Below are 18553 nucleotides of genomic sequence, written 5' to 3'. Positions count from 1 at the left end.
GCGAGGAAGCCCCCGAGACCGACGAAGGAGGCCGGCCGGCCGTGACGTACGAGATCGAGAAGCCGGAAGAGCAGTGGCGGGCCGAGCTCGCCCCCGAGGAGTACCGGGTGCTGCGCGAGGCGGGCACGGAGCCGGCCTTCACCGGCGAATACACCGACACCAAGACCACTGGCGTCTACGACTGCCGGGCCTGCGGAGCGGAGCTCTTCCGCTCCAGCACGAAGTTCGAGTCGCACTGCGGCTGGCCCAGCTTCTACGACCCGGCCGAGTCCGAGGCCGTCGAACTGATCGAGGACCACTCGATGGGCATGCTGCGCACGGAGGTGCGGTGCGCCCGGTGCGGTTCGCACCTCGGCCACGTATTCGAGGGCGAGGGCTACCCGACGCCGACGGACCAGCGGTACTGCATCAACAGCATCGCCGTCCGGCTGGTGCCCTCGGAGTCCTGAACCTGAACCCCCCGGCTGCGGGCCGTCAGTCGCTGCCGTTGCCCGGGGTCGGGGTGGTCTTCTGGATCTGGAGCAGGAATTCGGTGTTGGACTTGGTCTGCTTCATCTTGTCCAGGAGCAGTTCGATGGCCTGCTGCTGGTCCAGGGCGTGCAGGACCCGGCGGAGTTTCCAGATGATCTGGAGTTCGTCGCCCGCCATGAGGATCTCTTCCTTGCGGGTGCCGGAGGCGTCCACGTCGACCGCGGGGAAGATCCGCTTCTCCGACAGCTTCCGGTCCAGCTTCAGCTCCATGTTGCCGGTGCCCTTGAACTCCTCGAAGATCACCTCGTCCATGCGGGAGCCGGTCTCCACCAAAGCGGCGGCCAGGATCGTCAGCGAACCGCCGTCCTCGATGTTCCGCGCCGCACCGAAGAACTTCTTCGGCGGATACAGCGCCGTGGAATCCACACCACCGGACAGGATCCGCCCCGAAGCCGGGGCCGAGAGGTTGTAGGCCCGCCCCAGCCGGGTGATGTTGTCCAGCAGCACCACCACATCGTGACCCAGCTCCACCAGACGCTTGGCCCGCTCGATCGCCAGCTCAGCGATCGTGGTGTGATCCTCCGCGGGACGGTCGAAGGTCGAGGAGATCACCTCACCCTTCACCGACCGCTGCATGTCGGTGACCTCTTCCGGCCGCTCATCGACCAGCACCACCATCAGATGGCACTCCGGATTGTTCACCGTGATCGAATTCGCGATCGACTGCAGCACCATCGTCTTGCCCGCCTTCGGCGGCGCCACGATCAACCCCCGCTGCCCCTTGCCGATCGGCGAGACCAGATCGATGATCCGCGACGTGAGCTGATTCGGCTCCGTCTCCAGCCGCAGCCGCTCCTGCGGATACAACGGCGTCAGCTTGTTGAACTCCGACCGCGACCGGCCACCCTCCGGCGAAGTGCCGTTGACCGAATCCAGCCGCACCAAAGCATTGAACTTCTCCCGCCGCTCCCCCTCACGCGGCTGCCGCACCGCACCGGTGACGTGATCACCCTTGCGCAGACCGTTCTTCCGCACCTGCGCCAACGACACATACACATCATTCGGACCCGGCAGATACCCCGACGTCCGCACGAACGCATAGTTGTCCAGGATGTCCAAGATCCCCGCCACCGGAATCAGCACATCATCCTCAGCGATCTGCGGCTCGGCATCCTCACGCCCACCACGACGCCCACGCCGATCCCGATAACGACCCCGCCGACCACGCCGGCCCTCCCGCTTGGACGGACGGCTCTGATCGGTGCCGGGGTGCGCGGTCGTTTCGGTGGTGTCGCTCACTGGGGGCCTTCCGGGAGGGGATACGTACGTACGTCCTCGCCGGCTGCTGCGGAGAAGACGGGAGTCCCACGGCGTGCCCCACGAGGCGGTCCGGCGGGCGGGGAGACTGCCGCAGGCTCAGGACGGTGGACGGACCACACCGTCATGCGTGCACTTCCCACGCTGGCCGCCGGGAAACACCGCCGGGCGCCTCCGCGCCCCTTCTCCCGGGGCCTGGGTCCTGCCCCCGCGCCGCCGCGCGGAATAGCAGGGCAGGGCGCCGCGGTTCGCTTGTACGTTACAAACGATCCGAACAGCTGTCCGTCACTCATCCGGAGTCCGCATGACCCATGCCCGCAGCGCCGCCCCGTTCGCGACCACCGGCGGGAGCCGTGGCGGGGCGGCCGCGGTCACGCGCAGAGGGGTCGTGCCGGTGCTGGCCTTCGCCGGCATCTCGGTCGCGGTCATGCAGACGCTGCTCGTCCCCGTCGTCGCCCGGCTGCCCGCGCTGCTGGGTACCACCACCTCCGACGCAGCCTGGGTCGTCACCGCGACGCTGCTCTCCGGGGCCGTGGCCACACCCATCATGGGTCGCCTCGGCGACCTCTACGGCAAGCGCCGCCTGATCCTCTGGAGTCTCGGCGCGATGGTGGCGGGTTCGCTGCTGTGTGCGCTGACCTCGTCACTGCTGCCGATGATCGCCGGACGTGCCGTGCAGGGTTTCGCGATGGGCGCCATCCCGCTGGGCATCAGCATCATGCGGGACGAACTGCCGCCGGACAGGCTCGGTTCGGCGATGGCGTTCATGAGTTCCTCGCTCGGCGTGGGCGGGGCGCTGGGCATGCCCGCCGCCGCGTACGTCGCCCAGCACACCGACTGGCACGTGCTCTTCTTCGGGGCCGCCGGTCTCGGTCTGCTGGCCATGCTGACGGTGGTCGCTGTCGTGCCGGAGTCCGCGCAGCGCACCGGAGGCCGCTTCGACTTCCCCGGTGCGCTGGGTCTGACGGCCGGGCTCGTCGCGCTGCTGCTGGCGATATCCAAGGGCGGCGACTGGGGCTGGAGCAGCGGGATCACGCTGGGTCTCTTCGCCGCCGCGCTGCTGATCCTCCTCCTGTGGGGGCTGATGGAGCTGCGCGTAACGCAGCCGCTGGTCGATCTGCGCAGCACGGCCCGCCGCCAGGTGCTGCTGACCAACCTCGCCTCCATCACCGTCGGTCTGGCGTTCTACGCCGCCACGCTGGTGCTGCCGCAGCTCCTCCAGTTGCCCCGCTCCACCGGCTACGGGCTCGGCCAGTCGATGGTCGTCGCCGGGGTGTGCGTGGCGCCGATGGGCATCGCGATGATGCTCGTCTCCTCGCTCTCCGCGCGCATCTCGGAGGCCCGAGGCCCGAAGGTCTCGCTGATGGCGGGCCTTGTGGTCCTGGCCGTCGCCTATCTCGCCGGTACGGTCCTGATGGGCGCCGTCTGGCAGGTCGTACTGACCGCCGTCCTCATCGGCGTCGGCATCGGCATCGCCTACTCGGCGATGCCGGCGCTGATCCTCGGTGCCGTGCCACCGTCCGAGTCGGGAGCCGCGAACGGGCTGAACACGCTGATGCGTTCGATCGGCACCTCCTCCTCCAGCGCCGTCGTCGGCGTGGTGCTGGCGCACATGAGCCTGCCGCTGGGCGGCACCGACGTGCCCAGCCAGGGCGGCTTCCGCGTCTCGTTCCTCATCGCCGCGGGAGCCGCGCTGGCAGGGCTGATCGTCGCCTCGTTCCTGCCGGGGCGGCGCGGGGGCACCACCCGGCCCGTCAAGGCCCAGGGGGAGGGCGACGCCTGAACTGGGGGAGGACGACGTCTGAAAACCGTTCGCAACCCGCCGGAAGCGCCCGCACGATGGAGCACATGCTCACAACTCTGCTGTCCTTCCTCGGCGCATGTCTGCTGGTCGCGATGTCGCCCGGGCCCAGCACCGTGCTGATCATCCGCAGCTCGCTGCGCAGCCGCCGTTCGGGCTTCATGACGGTGCTCGGGAACGAGACGGGGGTCTTCATCTGGGGCGTCGTCGCGGCCCTCGGACTCACGGCGCTCCTCGCCGCGTCCCAACTGGCGTACGACGTACTGCGCTTCGGGGGAGCGGCCGTGCTGATCGTCTTCGGGGTGCAGGCGATCCGTGCAGCCCGGCGGGGCGGCAGCTTCGAGGTGGCCGCGGAGTCGGGCCCCACGCCGGAGCGGGGCCTGCGTTCCTACCGGGCCGGGCTGCTGCTGAACCTCGCCAATCCGAAGGCCGCCGTCTTCGCGATGTCCTTCCTCCCGCAGTTCGTCCCGCAGGGCGCTCCGCAGCTGCCGCTGATGGTGACGCTGGCGGCACTCTGGGCGGTCTTCGAAGTGGGCTACTACGGGCTGTACGTGTGGTTCGTCGGACGGATGCGGCACGTGCTGTCCCGCGCGGGCGTACGGCGCAGGCTGGAGCAGGTCTCGGGCGGCGTGCTGCTGGCGCTCGGCGCACGGCTGGCGCTGGACGGCTAGGGGTGCCGGGCCCGGCCCGGCCCGTACACCGGGGACCGGGGGACCGGGGGCCAGGAGGAGACCGGAGCAAGACGGACGGTCGTGGACTGTTTCTTGATTGATTCCAGAATCTGAGGCAGGCTTCGGACCGTGCCGACAACCACGGACTACGAGCGCATGCTTCGCGAGGCCGCACTGCGTGTGACGCGGCCCCGGGTGGCAGTGCTGCACGCGGTGCACGACCATCCGCACGCCGAGACCGAATCGATCATCGGTGCTGTGCGTGAGGATCTCGGTGGGGTCTCCCACCAGGCCGTCTACGACGTGCTGCGCGCGCTGACCGCGGCGGGCCTGGTACGGCGCATCCAGCCGCCGGGCTCATTGGTGCGCTACGAGGCACGGGTCGGCGACAACCACCATCACGTGGTGTGCCGCTCGTGCGGCGTCGTCGCCGACGTCGACTGCGCCGTCGGCGAGGCGCCCTGCCTTTCCGCGTCCGACGACCACGGCTTCGCGATCGACGAGGCCGAGGTCATCTACTGGGGCCTGTGCTCCGACTGTTCCGCCGTACCCAGCTCTTGATCACTCCTGATCGATTTGGAAGGGATTTCCGTGTCTGAGAAACACGATGCAGCCGTCGAAGAGGCGAGCACGGAAGGTGCAGGCGGCTGTCCGGTAGCCCATGGCCGCGCCCCGCACCCGACCCAGGGCGGCGGGAACCGGGGCTGGTGGCCGAACCGCCTCAATTTGTCGATCCTCGCCAAGAACACCGTTGTGACGAACCCCATGAGCGAGGAGTTCAGTTACGCCGAGGCGTTCAAGAACCTCGATCTCCCCGCCGTGAAGCGGGACATCGCAGAGGTGCTCACGGACTCGAAGGACTGGTGGCCGGCCGACTTCGGCCACTACGGGCCGTTCATGATCCGGATGGCGTGGCACAGCGCGGGCACCTACCGCATCAGCGACGGCCGCGGCGGCGCCGGCTCCGGCCAGCAGCGCTTCGCTCCGCTCAACAGCTGGCCGGACAACGGCAACCTCGACAAGGCCCGCCGTCTGCTGTGGCCGGTGAAGAAGAAGTACGGCCAGCAGCTGTCGTGGGCCGACCTGATGGTGCTCACCGGCAACGTCGCCCTGGAGTCGATGGGCTTCGAGACCTTCGGCTTCGCCGGCGGCCGTGAGGACGTCTGGGAGCCCGAGGAGGACGTCTACTGGGGTCCCGAGACCACCTGGCTCGGCGACGAGCGCTACTCCGGCGACCGGGAGCTCGAAGACCCCCTCGGCGCCGTCCAGATGGGCCTCATCTACGTCAACCCCGAGGGCCCCAACGGCAATCCCGACCCGATCGCCGCGGCCCGTGACATCCGCGAGACGTTCCGCCGCATGGCGATGAACGACGAGGAGACGGTCGCGCTGATCGCCGGCGGCCACACCTTCGGCAAGACCCATGGCGCGGCTCCCGACTTCCACCTCGGCCCCGAGCCGGAGGCGGCCCCGCTGGAGTTGCAGGGCCTCGGCTGGAAGGGCGGCCACGGCACCGGCGTTGCCGGCGACGCGATCACCAGCGGGCTCGAGGGCATCTGGACCGACACCCCGACGAAGTGGGACAACAGCTTCTTCGAGATCCTCTTCGGCTACGAGTGGGAGCTGACCCAGAGCCCCGCGGGAGCCAACCAGTGGCAGCCGAAGGGCGGCGCCGGAGCGGACACCGTCCCCGATGCCCACGACCTGTCGAAGACCCACGCCCCGACGATGCTCACGACCGACCTGTCACTGCGCATGGACCCGGTCTACGAGCCGATCTCGCGGCGCTTCCTCGAGAACCCCGAGGAGTTCGCGGACGCCTTCGCCCGCGCGTGGTTCAAGCTGACCCACCGCGACATGGGTCCGATCCAGCGCTACCTCGGCCCGGAGGTCCCGGCCGAGACGCTGATCTGGCAGGACCCGGTCCCCGCCGTGGACCACGAGCTCGTCGGGGCGGAGGACGTCGCCGCCCTGAAGGAGCAGATCCTCGCCTCCGGGCTGTCGGTGTCCGAACTGGTCTCCACCGCCTGGGCGTCCGCGTCCACCTTCCGTGGCAGCGACAAGCGCGGCGGCGCCAACGGCGCACGCATCCGTCTGGAGCCGCAGAACGGCTGGGAGGTCAACAACCCCGACCAGCTGGCGACGGTGCTGCGCACGCTGGAGGGCATCCAGGGGACCTTCAACTCCTCCCAGAGCGGCGGCAAGCGGGTCTCGCTCGCCGACCTCGTCGTCCTGGGCGGCTGCGCGGGGGTCGAGAAGGCCGCCAAGGAGGCCGGTCACCGCGTCGAGGTCCCCTTCACGCCGGGACGTACGGACGCGTCGGCCGAGCAGACCGACGCGAACTCGTTCGAGGCGCTGGAGCCGACCGCTGACGGGTTCCGCAACTACACGGGGAAGGGCAACCGGCTGCCCGCCGAATATCTCCTCCTCGACCGGGCGAACCTGCTCACGCTGAGCGCCCCCGAGATGACGGTGCTCGTCGGCGGTCTGCGCGTACTGGGAGCGAACTACGACAAGTCGTCGCTCGGTGTGCTCACCGAGAACCCCGGCTCGCTGACGAACGACTTCTTCGCGAACCTGCTCGACATGGGCACGAAGTGGGAGCCGGCGTCCGAGGCCGCCGAGACCTACGAGGGCCGCGACACCGCCACGGGCGAGCTCAAGTGGACCGGCAGCCGCGTCGATCTCCTCTTCGGCTCGAACTCCGAGCTGCGTGCGCTCGCGGAGGTGTACGCGTGCGACGACGCGGGCGAGAAGTTCGTGCAGGACTTCGTCGCGGCGTGGGACAAGGTCATGAACCTCGACCGGTTCGACGTCGCCTGACCACGGCGGTCCGGGCCGGCCCGTGGGGGACCGGCCCGGACGGCCTGGTGCGGACGCCCGTGTCCCGGCTCCCGGGGCACGGGCGTCCGTAGTTCCCCCTGGCTTCGCCGGGCCGTCAGGCCGAGGGGGAGTGCCCCGCCTCCGGCGTCATGCAGAACCGGTGCTGGAGGACGGGATATCCGGCCTTCGCGAAGGCGGCGGCCATCGGGGCGTTGCCCAGGTCCGTCGACCCGGCGACGGATTCGGCGCCTTCGGCGGCCAGTTGGCGGGTGCACTCGGCGAGCAGGTCGTAGGCGTACCCGTTGCCGCGCTGCTGCGGCACCACGCCGATGAAGCCGACCGCGTAGCCGCTGGGGATCCGGCCGGGCACCTGCAGCCCGGCCGGCGCGCCGTCCGCGGTGTACGCCAGGCGCCACCACTCGCGGCCGCCGTGGGACGCCATCCACCGCAGGTGCTCCATGTCCTCACGGGCGGCCCGTTCGATCGCCGCGCCGGGTTCGTCCCCGGCGGCGAGCGCCTGCCGCGCGTGTGCGTCGAGGGTGCCGTGCTGGATCTGCCGCAGTACGTCCAGGACCGCCTCGTCGTCCGGCTCGGGCCGGAAGCTGAGGCGTCCGGGGTGCTCGGGCACCCCGCAGGCCGGCGTCCACCGGTAGCGGAAGCGTTCGACGAGCGGTGCCCAGCCGGCGGCCGCGGCTGCGTCGATACGTGCCTCGGCCGCGGCCCGTACGGCCGGATCGGTGCGCCAGCCCGGCGGCAGCACGAGTTCGAACTCGACCTTCGGCGAGATCTCGCGCAGCAGCAGCACCGCCGCCTCGTCCTCGCCGGGCTCGAAGTCGAACCAGTCGATGAGCAGGGGCTGTTGGTCGTACGGGCCGGCCCACAGGGCCGCGCGGGCGACGACGCGCCCTTCGCGTTCGGCGACCCACGTCCACTCGGGGCGGTACTCACCGCCGTCGCGGACGGTCGTGTACGGGCGGCCGAGCAGCGACCTGCCGACCAGGCCCGGATCGGGGAGGGAAGTGAAGACGTCGCGTGCTTCGGACTCTGCGAGCGTGCGGACGACCAGGTCTCCGGTCATGCCGCTCATGCCGTTCATCGGTGAAGTGGTCCTTCCGGAAGGCGGGTCGCGCTCCCGGGCGGCGGTACCTGGAGGATCAGGTGCCGCTGTACGGACGGTGCCGCAAGGCCCAGGGGGTGGAGCGCGCGGGTGTGAACGTGCACATCTGCTACCGCCTCCTCTCCCAGGCCGTCGGGGCACCCCGGCGGCGGAGGCCGGGGAAGTACCCGCAAGCTAGCGCGCCGCCGCGTGCACGTCCAAGGAGTTTCCGGGCGGTCTCCCCGTCCCGACAGGTTCCACGCGGTCTGAGCGGCCCGGATGTACTGGTTCGGCTACTGCACAAGGCCCGGCCTGGACAGGGGGTTTGGGCGTACTGAGAATGCTGCACATGACATCTCTCGAGTTCGGTGCGTACCCACCGCGGCTTTCCGACGCGGACCGGGAGCGGGCTCTCGAGGTGCTGCGCGAGGGTGCGGCGGAGGGACGCATCTCGCAGAACACGTTCGAGCGGCGCATGGAAGTCGTCCTCAAGGCGCAGTGGCAGGGCGAGTTGCACGCCGCGTTGCAGGACCTGCCGACGCGGCGGCCGAGGGGCCGGTGGTTCGCCCGGGGCATCGCCCGCATCCTCTCCTTCCCCCGCGCCCTCCGGAACGCCTGGCAGACCGAACGCCTGCCGGAACTGCTGCTTCCGGCACCCGGCTCGCACGCGTACTCCATAGGCCGTGCGCCCGGTTCGATGCTGCGGCTCAACCACTTCACCGTCTCCCGTACGCATGCGCAGCTGCGCGCGACCGGCGACGGCTGGAAGCTGCGCGACCTCGGGTCCAGCAACGGGACGTGGGTGAACGGCAGCAGGGTGACGGGCTCGGTGCGGGTGCGTCCCGGTGACACCGTCAGGTTCGGGCAGACGGGCTTCAGGCTCGTCCTGGGCGCCTCGCCTCCGCCCCGGCCGGAACTCCCGCCCCCGCCCACGCAGCCGCCGGCCGGGTACTGACGGTCCCGGCGGTCCTGACGTACCGCAGGACCATGAGGCTGCGGTCGGTCAGCGTGATCCGGTCGCCCCGTCCGGCCTTGCGGTCTTCCTGTGCTGAGGGAGGCGCGTCCACCGCGGTGTCGAGGACGAGCTGCCAGGCGCACGCGGCGTCTGCCGGGTCCGCGGAGCCGGCTTGGTCCGCAGCGTCCGACGGGCCCCCCGGCGCCTCGGGGACGACGAATTCCACCGGCGCGGAATGTGCGTTGAAGAGCAGCAGGAACGAGTCGTCCGTGACGGGTTCGCCGCGCGTGCCGGGCTCGGAGATGGCGCCGCCGTTGAGCAGCACCGTCAGCGACAGGGACCCCTCCTCGTGCCAGTCCTGCGGCCGCATGGGCTCGCCGGCGGGCGTGAACCAGGCGATGTCCGGCGCCGCCCGGCGCGAGTCGTCGTCGCCGTCCTCCGCGCCCGGTCCCCGGAAGAAGCGGCGGCGCCGGAAAACGGGATGCTCGCGCCGCAATGCCGTCAACTCGGCGATGAACGCGGCCAGTTCGGCCTCCGGACGCGGCCCTGTGGGGTCGCTCTCCGGCCAGTGCACCCACGTGAGTTCGCCGTCCTGGCAGTAGGGGTTGTTGTTGCCCTGCTGGGTACGGGCGAACTCGTCACCGTGGCTGAGCATCGGCACGCCCTGCGAGAGCATCAGCGTCGCGATGAGGTTGCGCATCTGCCGCCGCCGCAGCCGCAGTACGTCCGGGTCCGCGGTGCCGCCCTCGGCGCCGCAGTTCCAGGACCTGTTGTGCCTCTCGCCGTCCCGGCCGCCCTCGCCGTTGGCCTCGTTGTGCTTGCCGTCGTAACTGACGAGGTCGTGCAGGGTGAAGCCGTCGTGGCACGTGACGAAGTTGACGGAGGCCAGCGGGCGTCTGCCGTCCCGGTAGAGGTCGGAGGAGCCCGTGAGCCGGGAGGCGAACTCCGCGAGCGTGCCCGGCTCGCCGCGCCACAGGTCCCGCACGGTGTCGCGGTAGCGGCCGTTCCACTCCGTCCACAGCGGAGGGAAGTTGCCGACCTGGTAGCCCCCCTCGCCCACGTCCCACGGCTCGGCGATCAGCTTGACGCGGCTGACCACCGGGTCCTGCTGCACCAGGTCGAAGAAGGACGAGAGCCGGTCCACCTCGTGGAACTGACGGGCCAGCGTCGCCGCGAGGTCGAAGCGGAAGCCGTCCACGTGCATCTCGGTCACCCAGTAGCGCAGCGAGTCCATGATGAGCTGCAGGACGTGAGGGCTGCGCATCAACAGTGAATTACCCGTGCCCGTCGTATCCGTGTAGTAGCGCGGATCCTCGCTCAGCCGGTAGTACGAGGGGTTGTCGAGCCCTCGGAAGGAGAGCGTGGGACCAAGGTGACTTCCTTCCGCGGTGTGGTTGTAGACGACGTCGAGGAGAACCTCGATGCCGGCGCCGTGCAGGGCGCGCACCGCCTGCTTGAACTCCAGCACCTGCTGTCCGCGGTCGCCCCACGAGGCGTAGGCGTTGTGCGGCGCGAAGAAGCCGATGGTGTTGTAGCCCCAGTAGTTCGCCATTCCCGCGGCGGCGAGCCTGTGGTCGGTGACGGACTGGTGCACCGGCATCAACTCCAGTGCGGTGACGCCGAGTTCGGTGAGGTGGTCGATGACGGCCGGGTGTGCCAGAGCCGAGTACGTGCCCCGCACTTCGGGCGGCAGGGCGGGGTGCAGCATCGTCAGGCCCTTCACGTGCGCCTCGTAGACGACCGTCCGGTCGTATCCGGTGCGCGGCGGCCGGTCGTCGCCCCAGTCGAAGTAGGGGTTGACCACGACCGACGCCATCGTGTGCGGGGCGGAGTCGAGGTCGTTGCGCGCCTCCGGGGCGCCGAAGCGGTATCCGTAGACCGCCTCGTCCCAGTCGACGCGGCCGCTCATGGCCTTGGCGTACGGGTCGAGCAGCAGCTTCGCGCTGTTGCAGCGCAGCCCGCGCCCGGGGTCGTACGGGCCGTGTACGCGGAATCCGTAGCGCTGCCCCGGCATCACACCGGGCAGATAGGCGTGCCGCACGTAGCCGTCGGACTCGCGCAGCTCCACCGCCGTCTCGCGTCCCTCGTCGTCCAGCAGGCACAGCTCGATGCGCCGGGCGGCTTCGGAGAAGACCGCGAAATTCGTACCCGCGCCGTCGTAGGTTGCACCGAGGGGGTACGCCTGTCCCGGCCAGACCTGCATGCGATGCTCTCCTCCCGCCGTTACGGTCCGGCTGCTGCCGCCGCACCGGGGCATCCTTGCCCAGGTGGCGCGAAAGGGACGGAGCGCAGGGCGGCAATCCCTCGTACGGACGTACGGGCGGGGCAAGTTGATGGGGGTTCAGGGTGCGGCCCTTCCGGGGCCGAAGTAGTCTTCCTTGATCGCTCAACAGGGTCAGGAAGGCGGTGCGCGGGTGGGTGCGGGAGGGCTTGAGCTCCCCCCAGGTGAAAGCGGCGACGACGGTGACGGGGAGGCCGCCGGCGTGCCGGCCGGTGCGGTGTCACTGGCGCGCCCCATGGAGATCGGCGCGGACCTCGACTGGGACACGGACGCATGGTCCGAGGTGCGCACCCGGGCCCGGCGGGCAGGGCGCGCCTACATCTGGCTGAATCTCGTCGAACAGCGGCTGCGTGCGGTCGTCGCCGCGGTGCTGCGGCCGATCTACGAACCGGTGCACGGCGACGACTGGGTCGTCGCCGCTGCCGGTCCGGCCGGGCAGGAGTGGGTGCAACGGGCCGTGGCGGTCCGGGAGGTGAGCCGCCGCAAGGGCTATCTCCTCGACCCCGCCGACGACAACGTTCTCTGCTTCCTCACGCTGCCGCAGCTGCGCGAGCTGATGGTGCAGCACTGGCCCTGCTTCGAGCCGTACTTCGACGACCGCCGCGAGGTCGAACTCGCCCTGGACGAGCTGGAGGTGGCGCGCAGCGCGGTCGCCCGCAACCGCGCGCTGTCCGAGACGGTGCTCGCGCAGGCCGAGCGGATGTGCGCCCGGCTGCTGGAGCTGCTCGGCGCCTCCGCGGACGAGACGCCCTCGGCGCACCGGCTGCCCGTCGACGCCGTCGAGGACCTGGTCGGCGAGCGCTTCGCCGACGTGGTCGGCGTCCACTCCGACCGGGTGCGCCTGCAGCGGAGTCTGCCGGCCGAGGATCTGTTCGGGGGTGCGCGCCGCCTGGACGCGATGGGCATAGGCCTCAATCTGCTCGTGCAGAACTACTCCGGCCGCCGGCTGGTGCGGCTGGCCGCCTCCGGGTGCCGGATGCGGCTGCTCTTCCTCAACCCCGCCAGCAGCGCAGTACGCCGCCGGGAGCGCGAACTGAACATAAAGAAGGGCGAGTTGAGCCGCACCGTGGAGATGAACATCCTCCACATGCGCCGTGTGCGGGCGCGTCTGCGCGACACCGGCGCCTTCGAGATCCATGTCTTCGACGAGACGCCGCGCTTCTCCGCGTACATGGTCGACGGGGACGGGGCGGACGGTCTGGCCGTGGTGCAGCCGTATCTGCGGCGCGTGCGCGGCATGGAGGCCCCGGTGCTGGTCCTGCGCGGCGGAGGCAGGGATCTGGTGCAGCGGCGCGAGGAGCACGACAAGCCGCAGGACGAGGGCGTGCACGGGCTGTTCCAGACCTACCGTGAGGAGTTCGAGTCCGCCTGGGCGGACTCACGCCCGGTGTCATGAACCGCACCGTCCGCCACCCCGTGCCGGACGCCTCTTCTAAGCTGCCGCCCATGACGACGTATGCGGCGTTACTGCGCGGGATCAACGTGGGCGGTCACAAGAAGGTCCCCATGGCCGAGTTGAGGGAGGTCATGGCAGGCCTGGGCTGGAGCGACGTCCGCACCTACCTGCAGAGCGGCAACGCGGTCTTCACCACCGGCGACGCGGACCCGCGCGGCCGCCTGGAGCGTGCCGTCGCGGACCACTTCGGCTTCGAGGTGAGCTGCCTGGTCCGTACGGCCGGGGAGTTGCGCACCGTGGCCGCCGCCTGCCCCTATCCGGCCGCCGAGCTCGACCCGGCCAAGCTGCTGGTGCTCTTCCTCGAAGAGGCCCCGGGGGAGGGCCACTTCGACTCCGTGGACGCCGGCGCGTTCGCTCCCGACACCTTCCACCACGCGGGCAGCGCCGTGTACTGCTACTTCCCCGAGGGAATGGGCCGCAGTAAGCTTCCGGCCGCTCTCGAAGCCGTACGTCCCAAGGTGACGATGACGGGCCGCAATTGGCGTACGGTCCAGCGGCTGATCGAGCTCGCCGGCTGAATCGCCGGGCCTGCACCCTGAGTCGGGCCCGAGTCGGGCCCGAGCCCTGCTTGAAGCATCGTCGACGCCCGAGCGGGCCCCGGGTCCGAGACGGGAACCGGCGGACCGCACGCGCTCTGCACGGAACTTGCACGGAAGTGAGTCAGGACGGTCAGATATCTGATCGTTCTGATGGCCCGTCAGGTCAACTTGGGGTGATACAGGGCGCTTTGCCGTCCCCTCGTGAAAGTTGTGTATGTCACACCCGCTCATACGGCTTGAGGTGAGCGGATCAATCAGACAGTGTTTCGAGTCACCCGGTTGCGGATCATCACCGCGACTGTGCCGGGTGCGAAAAGTGACATAGAACCCCCCACACCTCACGAGGAGGACCCTCGTCATGGCAACCAACACGCCCAGAAGCCCGGAGAAGTCCGCACGGCGGCGCCGCATCACTCTGGCGACCGGCGTCGCCGCGGCGGTGGTCGGGGCGGCCACGCTGCTGACGCTGCCTGCCGGTGCGGCTCCCGCCGAAGGCCACGTGTACGGCACGAAGGCCAAGGGCGCGGTCGACGGCAGCTACATCGTCATGCTGAAGGACAGCAAGGGCGCCAACTCCGTGAAGTCCGCGGGGAACGACCTGGCAGACCAGTACGGCGGCAAGGTCAAGAACACCTACGACTCCGCCATCAACGGCTTCTCCGCGAAGGGCCTGAGCGCCAAGGAGGCCCGCCAGCTGGCCGGCAACTCCAAGGTCGACAAGGTCGTCCAGAACCACAAGTTCACCATGAACGAGACGCAGGCCAACCCGCCGTCGTGGGGCCTGGACCGCATCGACCAGACGGACACCAAGGGCGACAAGAAGTACACCTTCCCGGACAGCGCCGGCGAGGGTGTCACGGCGTTCGTCATCGACACCGGCGTCCGCATCACGCACAAGGACTTCGGCAAGCGCGCCAGCCACGGCTTCGACGCGGTCGACGGTGACGACAACGCCGACGACGGCCAGGGCCACGGCACGCACGTCGCGGGCACCGTCGCCGGCAGCGACCACGGTGTCGCGAAGAAGGCCAAGATCGTCGCCGTGCGTGTTCTGGACGACCAGGGCAGCGGTACGACCGAGCAGGTCGTCAAGGGCATCGACTGGGTGACCAAGAACGCCAAGGGTCCCTCCGTCGCCAACATGTCCCTCGGCGGTCCGAAGGACGAGGCGCTGGACGCCGCGGTACAGAAGTCCATCGACGCCGGTGTCACGTACTCCCTCGCCGCCGGCAACGAGAGCCAGGACGCCGACAACAGCTCGCCGGCCCGCGTGAAGGACGCCATCACCGTCGCCGCCAGCGACGACAAGGACGCGCAGGCGGAGTTCTCCAACTTCGGCAAGCTGGTCGACATCTACGCGCCGGGCGTGGACATCGTCTCCGCGACCAACACCGGTGACGACGCCACGGAGACGCTGTCGGGCACCTCGATGGCCGCTCCGCACGTCGCGGGCGCCGCTGCGATCTTCCTCGGCGAGAACAAGGACGCCAAGCCGGCGGACGTCGCCAAGGGTCTGACCGACGCCGCGACGCCGGACGCGATATCCAACCCGAGCGAGGGCACGCCGAACAAGCTGCTCAACGTCAACCCCAAGTGACCGGCGGGCACGCCCGCTGAGCACGGCGCACCACGGCACAACGCATCACAAGCTCAATGCGTCACAGCTCAACGCATCACAGCACAAGACCGCCCGTCGCGCTCTTCCACGAGCGCGGCGGGCGGCCGCGTTCGTACGGGCGTCCGGAGCCGGCCCGGGCGGGGACAACGGCTCCCTGGCACGCCGCAACGGCCCGTCCGCGAGGCCGTCATCCGCTATTCGAGACGGCCGGTGAATTCGTTGACGCCGTACCGTAATTGCTGTCATGCTCAATTCCGTGAATCAGTCCGCGATTCTTGTGACGCGCCTGCACGTCGATCTGCGACGGCACGCCAGCGCGATCTGTGCCGACGGCTTCTGAGCCCCGCGCTCAGCTGATTCCTTTCCGCTCTGCTCTCTGCTCCGTCCCTGACGGAGCCGATGCGAGCTGCGGTTCTCTCCCAGGTCACCGCCGCTGCGGGACGCAACGTCCCCTGGTCGGCGGCCGTTTCCGGATTCACTTCCCAGCCTCCGGGTGAGCATTCCCGCCCGTATTCCGTCCGTTGGCGGCGCGCATTCCGAGTTCCGGGCAGTCCGGAATGCCGTGCGCCGTCCGGCAGTTCACGCGCGGGTCCCCTCCCCGTACCGGCTCGCCCCCCAAGAACTCTCCGCGAAGGAGCCCCGAATGACTTCCGCCCTTTCCGCCGCCGCACGCCATCTGCGCGTCGTCGACGAGACCGCCCCCGACGGACCGGCGTCCGGACTGGACACCCCCGACGGTGACGGTCCGCCCGGCGAGGCGACGCCCGTCGTCGGCTATGTCGTGCTCGTCCCCGAGGGCACCGACCCGACGGAACTCTTCACCGCGGACGGCACCAGAGCCCGCTTCCGTCCGCTGCTGCCCGCCGAGCAGCCTCCGGCGCCGCAAGGGGAGCAGCAGCCCGTACGGCGGCAGCCCCTACCACAGTCGCCCGTACCGCAGACGCCCGCACAGCAGCAGCCGCCCGGTGCCGCCGCCGACGGCCTGCACGTCGACACCGAAGGGCACACCGCACAGGCCGACGGAGAGCAACTAAGCCTGACCTACCTGGAGTTCGAGCTGCTCGCGCACCTCGTGGCCAATCCGTACAGGGTGCACACCCGCAGCCATCTCGTGGCGGCGCTCTGGGGCTACAGCCACGTCGGGGACGGCCGTACCGTCGATGTGCACATCGCCCGGCTGCGCCGCAAGCTCGGCCGCTTCCGGGACACGATCGTCACCGTCCGCCGCGTCGGCTACAAGTACGAGCCGGGCAGGGCCCGTTGAGCCTGGGGCGTGTCCCCAGAGGGCGTCGTCGCCGCCCGGGCCGTCAGGCGCTCAGCGCCAGCGGCCCGCGTGCGGCGGCCTCGTCGTAGCGCAGCGCCAGCAGCTCCGCCAGCTCGGGAGAGGCACCGAGCACCGGCGCCAGCACGTCGGCCCGTGCCTCGAAGGCGCCGCCGCGGATGCGGTCGGGGAGGCGGCCGGGCGCTATGACGTAGGGCGCCACGGCCACATGCTCGACGCCGTCGGCACGCAGCCCCCGCACGGCGTCCTCGGTACGGGGCAGGGAGGCGGAGGCGAACGCAGGACGCACGGCACACCAGCCACCGGTGCGCCGCCACTCCCGCGCGGTCTGTGCGATCACTGCGATCGCCTCCGGATCAGAGGAGCCCGCCGAGGCCAGCACGATCCCGGTCGAGCGGTGCTGCTCCCGGCGCAGGCCGGCCTCGCGGAGCCGCCGCTCCAGCGCGCCGGCGAGCAGCGGATGCGGGCCCAGCACTTCCGCCTGCCGCACCCGCAGGCGCGGCAGCCGGGACGTCACCTCGTTCAGCTCCGCGGGGATGTCGGACTTGGCGTGGAAGGCGCGGCTGAGCAGCAGGGGCAGCGCGACGATGTCGTGGACGCCCTCGGCGTGCAGCCGCTCCAGAAGCCGCGGTACGGACGGGGCGTTGAAGTCCAGATGTGCCGCCTCCACGCGCAGCTCGGGACGCAGCGACCGCACGCGCGCGCAGAGCGCGGCGACGGTCGCGGCGTGCCGCGGGTCGCGGCTGCCGTGTGCGATGACCACGAGAGTGGGCCGTGTCGCATCGTGCATGGCGGTCGTCCGTTCCTGGTCTGTTTCTGTCCGTTCCGTGTCCTGGTGGTCCTGGTGGTCCGGGGGTGCTGCCTCAGAAGTCCCAGCCGTCGTCGTCCGTGGTGCCCAGCCCTTCGGCCTCCGCGGTCTCCCGTACGGCGTCGGCGAAGGCGTGGCCCGCCATGCCCGCGCTGAGCGTGGAGCCGTCCGCGGGGTCGACGAGGACGAAGGAGCCGGTGCGGCGGGAGTCGGCGTAGGCGTCGACGGGCAGCGGCTCGGAGGTGCGCAGCACGACCCGGCCGATGTCGTTGGCCACCAGGCGCCCCGGCTCGGGGTGCTGGGAGAGGTCGTCCAGCGTCAGCCGGGACGGGATCTCCTTGACGATGGCCTTGACCGTGCGGGTGGTGTGCTTCAGCAGCACCCGCGCGCCGGGCGTGAGCGGGGTGTCGTGCAGGTGGCACACCGTCGCGGTCAGGTCCTGGCTGGGGGTGACGGAGGCGTCCGACGGCACGATCATGTCGCCGCGTGAGATGTCGAGGTCGTCCGCGAGCAGCACCGTCACCGACTGCGGGGCCCAGGCGACGTCCACGGACTGGCCCAGCACGTCCAGGCCCTCGATCGTGGACGTACGGCCGGAGGGCAGGACGGTCACGTGCTGCCCGGTGCGCAGCAGGCCGGAGGCGATCTGGCCCGCGTAGCCGCGGTAGTCGGGGTGCTCGGGTGTCTGCGGCCGGATGACGTACTGGACGGGGAAGCGTGCCGGGTCGTCAGCGGGGTCGTCGGTGACGGCGACGGTCTCCAGGTGTTCCAGCACGGTCGGGCCGCCGTACCAGTCCATGTGCGCGGACGGCGTCACGACGTTGTCGCCGACGAGCGCGGAGATCGGGATGGCCGTGATCTCCGGGACGCCGAGCGAGGCGGCGTAGCGGGTGAACTCCTCGGCGATGGCCGCGAAGACGTCCTCGTCGTAGTCGACGAGGTCCATCTTGTTGACGGCGAGGACGACGTGCGGGACGCGCAGCAGCGCGGCCACGGCGGCGTGCCGGCGCGTCTGCTCCACGACGCCGTTGCGGGCGTCGACGAGGACGACGGCGAGCTCGGCGGTCGAGGCGCCGGTGACCATGTTCCGCGTGTACTGCACATGGCCCGGTGTGTCGGCGAGGATGAACCGCCGCCGCGGCGTGGCGAAGTAGCGGTACGCCACGTCGATGGTGATGCCCTGCTCGCGCTCGGCGCGCAGCCCGTCGGTCAGCAGCGCCAGGTCGGGGGTGTCCTGGCCGCGGTTGCGGGAGGCGGACTCCACGGCCTCCAGCTGGTCGGCGAGCACCGACTTGGAGTCGTGCAGCAGCCGCCCCACCAGCGTGGACTTGCCGTCGTCGACGGAGCCGGCGGTCGCGAAGCGCAGCAGCGAGGTCGCCGCGAGCGCGGCATCGGCCGCGGCGGGGTGACCGGCGGGCGTGGCGGGTGTGTCCAT

Annotated in this window: 15 protein-coding genes and 1 pseudogene; 11 read left to right on the top strand and 5 right to left on the bottom strand. The window is 70.4% G+C overall.

Annotated features, from left to right (window positions below; all coding sequences use genetic code 11):
- Window positions 1-41 precede the first annotated feature (41 nt).
- The gene (gene msrB / locus ACSMXX_RS05460) at window positions 42-449 is read left to right on the top strand and encodes a peptide-methionine (R)-S-oxide reductase MsrB (RefSeq protein ID WP_473182908.1); all 408 of its coding nucleotides are present in this window, start codon (window positions 42-44) and stop codon (window positions 447-449) included.
- A 25-nt stretch (window positions 450-474) separates the two neighbouring features.
- On the opposite strand, the pseudogene rho reads toward msrB, so the two are convergent.
- Window positions 475-1704 (bottom strand): annotated as a pseudogene (rho, locus tag ACSMXX_RS05455) (transcription termination factor Rho); the annotation flags it as partial.
- Window positions 1705-2092: 388 nt separating this feature from the next.
- Between rho and ACSMXX_RS05450 the strand changes: the two are divergent.
- From ACSMXX_RS05450 to katG, 4 genes are all read left to right on the top strand, one after another.
- The gene (locus ACSMXX_RS05450) at window positions 2093-3571 is read left to right on the top strand and encodes an MFS transporter (RefSeq protein ID WP_473182907.1); all 1479 of its coding nucleotides are present in this window, start codon (window positions 2093-2095) and stop codon (window positions 3569-3571) included.
- 65 nt (window positions 3572-3636) lie between these two features.
- Window positions 3637-4260 carry a LysE family translocator gene (locus tag ACSMXX_RS05445; RefSeq protein ID WP_473182906.1) on the top strand — a complete coding sequence of 208 codons (624 nt, stop codon included), beginning with the start codon at window positions 3637-3639 and terminating at the stop codon, window positions 4258-4260.
- Window positions 4261-4416: 156 nt separating this feature from the next.
- Complete coding sequence (locus ACSMXX_RS05440) at window positions 4417-4821, top strand: Fur family transcriptional regulator (RefSeq protein ID WP_473184642.1); 405 nt, start codon at window positions 4417-4419, stop codon at window positions 4819-4821.
- Window positions 4822-4851: 30 nt separating this feature from the next.
- Window positions 4852-7083, top strand: coding sequence for a catalase/peroxidase HPI (gene katG / locus ACSMXX_RS05435; protein ID WP_473182905.1), 2232 nt, complete (start codon window positions 4852-4854; stop codon window positions 7081-7083).
- 115 nt (window positions 7084-7198) lie between these two features.
- Here katG and ACSMXX_RS05430 read toward each other — a convergent pair whose 3' ends face one another.
- Window positions 7199-8179: a GNAT family N-acetyltransferase gene (locus ACSMXX_RS05430; protein ID WP_473182904.1), complete on the bottom strand. Its 981-nt coding sequence runs from the start codon at window positions 8177-8179 to the stop codon at window positions 7199-7201.
- A 349-nt stretch (window positions 8180-8528) separates the two neighbouring features.
- Here ACSMXX_RS05430 and ACSMXX_RS05425 point away from each other — a divergent pair, with 349 nt between their 5' ends.
- A complete protein-coding gene (locus ACSMXX_RS05425; protein WP_473182903.1) occupies window positions 8529-9134 on the top strand; it encodes an FHA domain-containing protein in 606 nt (201 codons plus the stop codon).
- On the opposite strand, the gene glgX is transcribed toward ACSMXX_RS05425, so the two are convergent.
- Window positions 9055-11337, bottom strand: coding sequence for a glycogen debranching protein GlgX (glgX, locus tag ACSMXX_RS05420; RefSeq protein ID WP_473182902.1), 2283 nt, complete (start codon window positions 11335-11337; stop codon window positions 9055-9057). The two genes, ACSMXX_RS05425 and glgX, sit on opposite strands and share 80 nt — an antisense overlap.
- Window positions 11338-11548: 211 nt before the next feature.
- On the opposite strand from glgX, the gene ACSMXX_RS05415 reads away from it, so the two are divergent.
- The 5 genes from ACSMXX_RS05415 (at window position 11549) to ACSMXX_RS05395 (ending at window position 16292) form a co-directional block, all read left to right on the top strand.
- A complete protein-coding gene (locus ACSMXX_RS05415; RefSeq protein ID WP_473184641.1) occupies window positions 11549-12811 on the top strand; it encodes an SAV2148 family HEPN domain-containing protein in 1263 nt (420 codons plus the stop codon).
- Window positions 12812-12861: 50 nt separating this feature from the next.
- Entirely contained in the window at window positions 12862-13389 is a 528-nt protein-coding gene (locus tag ACSMXX_RS05410; protein WP_473182901.1) for a DUF1697 domain-containing protein, read from the top strand.
- A 379-nt stretch (window positions 13390-13768) separates the two neighbouring features.
- Window positions 13769-15007, top strand: coding sequence for a S8 family peptidase (locus tag ACSMXX_RS05405; RefSeq protein WP_473182900.1), 1239 nt, complete (start codon window positions 13769-13771; stop codon window positions 15005-15007).
- Window positions 15008-15272: 265 nt separating this feature from the next.
- Window positions 15273-15368 carry a putative leader peptide gene (locus tag ACSMXX_RS05400; protein WP_473182899.1) on the top strand — a complete coding sequence of 32 codons (96 nt, stop codon included), beginning with the start codon at window positions 15273-15275 and terminating at the stop codon, window positions 15366-15368.
- A gap of 303 nt (window positions 15369-15671) precedes the next feature.
- Window positions 15672-16292: a winged helix-turn-helix domain-containing protein gene (locus tag ACSMXX_RS05395; protein WP_473182898.1), complete on the top strand. Its 621-nt coding sequence runs from the start codon at window positions 15672-15674 to the stop codon at window positions 16290-16292.
- A gap of 43 nt (window positions 16293-16335) precedes the next feature.
- On the opposite strand, the gene ACSMXX_RS05390 is transcribed toward ACSMXX_RS05395, so the two are convergent.
- Both ACSMXX_RS05390 and ACSMXX_RS05385 read right to left on the bottom strand, forming a co-directional pair.
- Window positions 16336-17100, bottom strand: coding sequence for a sirohydrochlorin chelatase (locus ACSMXX_RS05390; RefSeq protein ID WP_473182897.1), 765 nt, complete (start codon window positions 17098-17100; stop codon window positions 16336-16338).
- A gap of 73 nt (window positions 17101-17173) precedes the next feature.
- Window positions 17174-18553 carry a sulfate adenylyltransferase subunit 1 gene (locus ACSMXX_RS05385; protein WP_473182896.1) on the bottom strand — a complete coding sequence of 460 codons (1380 nt, stop codon included), beginning with the start codon at window positions 18551-18553 and terminating at the stop codon, window positions 17174-17176.

Source organism: Streptomyces sp. DSM 116795 (assembly GCF_055792905.1).
This window is presented reverse-complemented; position numbering and strand designations above follow the sequence as displayed.